This window comes from Acinetobacter ursingii DSM 16037 = CIP 107286 (assembly GCF_000368825.1).
Classification (GTDB): Bacteria; Pseudomonadota; Gammaproteobacteria; order Pseudomonadales; family Moraxellaceae; genus Acinetobacter; species Acinetobacter ursingii.
In genome coordinates this window covers 1,509,820-1,511,393 of sequence record NZ_KB849717.1, presented here as the reverse complement: position 1 = coordinate 1,511,393, position 1,574 = coordinate 1,509,820, and the positions used below count along the sequence as shown (strand labels likewise).

The 1,574-nt window shown below is 39.7% G+C and carries 2 protein-coding genes; both read left to right on the top strand.

Translation table 11 applies throughout. The features are described from left to right. Nucleotides 1-1,393: cadherin-like domain-containing protein (locus F944_RS17000; protein WP_004992054.1), on the top strand; the 1,393-nt coding region annotated here is incomplete at its 5' end. Nucleotides 1,394-1,446: 53 nt separating this feature from the next. Continuing rightward, the coding region (locus tag F944_RS14505; RefSeq protein WP_004755830.1) for a hypothetical protein at nucleotides 1,447-1,574 on the top strand (128 nt) is incomplete at its 3' end.

Below are 1,574 nucleotides of genomic sequence, written 5' to 3'. Positions count from 1 at the left end.
CAATCCAAGTCATGGTACCGTCAGCATCGATCCAGCAACAGGTGGCTATACCTATACCCCGAATGCCAACTACAACGGTTCAGACAGCTTTGAAGTGACGGTTGCTGATGGCAAAGGTGGCAGCACGACAGTAACTGTTCCAGTTACCGTAACTGCGGTGAACGATGCACCAGTGGCACAAGCGACCACCGCATCGGGTAACGAAGACACGATCATTGCAGTTAACTTAAGCGGTACAGATGTCGATGGTACAGTTGCAAGCTTCAAGCTCAGCGCACTGCCAGCCAATGGCAGCTTCTACAGCAACTCTGCTGGAACAGGCACTGCATTAACGACGACAGATGTGATCACAGCGACTTCAAATGGTGCGACGATCTACTTCAAACCGAATGCGGATTGGAAAGGTACAACTAGCTTCCAATATAGTGGCACAGATAATCTGGGCTTAATTTCGAGTGCAAATGGAATAGGTAACATAACAGTCAATGCTGTTGCTGATACTCCGATTTTAACTGTATCTAACGTTCATACAGTTAATGCCGGTGCAACTATTATTTCTACAGGCTCTAGTGATACAGTAGTGAATTCAGGGACAGATGACTCTGGTAGTGGAGTATCGCAGTCAAATCTTGAGATCGAATTAGGAGTGGCCTCAGGGTATTTAGATAACCGTTTTAATCCTGTAGGTCCGAATATTACAAGTAATGGATTTGTAGACGTTATAGATGGAAAACTTACAGAAGTTCAAAGTGATTTAAAAACAGGTGATACACTCACTTGGAATTATACTTTCACAAATGGCGAAAACACGAGTTCTGAAGTTCAAAATGGCTTTAATGACTTGGTTGTTTTATTTGTTACTGCGCCAGATGGAACTCAACAGTCGATTTTAGTAGACGCTACTGAGATGAAATTCCCTGCACTTAGTGCTGTGGGTTCATATAGTTTTAATGCAACTCAAACAGGTCATTATTCTTTCCAATGGTTGGTTTTAAATGGTGGTGATAACTTTAAAGATTCATCTTTAAGTATTTCATCTGCAAGTTTTAAACCTTCTGGCAGTAGTACCTCCTATAGTCCCCCAGTGGCTTTAGATCTATCCGCAAATTTAACGGATTACAGTGGGTCCGAAAGTTTAAGTGTAAAAATTCAAGGTGTTCCAAATGATTTTAGCTTTAATGCTGGTGTGAAAAATTCTGATGGAAGTTGGACTTTTACAAGTACAGAATTAAAGGATTTATATCTTTTACCTTCTTTAAATTATTCTGGTTCACTAACTTTGACAGCAAATGCGATTGCGACTGAGTCCTCAAATAATGATACGAAGTTAAGTGCTACTCAAACATTTACTGTCGATAAGAGGTGGATCAGGAAATTTGAACAACACTTATAAGTTATATTTTGCTCCCCAAATGATGTTATAAACATCAATATATGGAGTATTTTATGGCACGTAGACCAAGAAGAAATCATTCAAATGATTTTAAAGCTAAGGTAGCACTTGCTGCGATTAAAGCAGAAAAAACACTTGCTGAATTGAGTGCTGAATTTGATGTTCATCAAAACCAAATTAT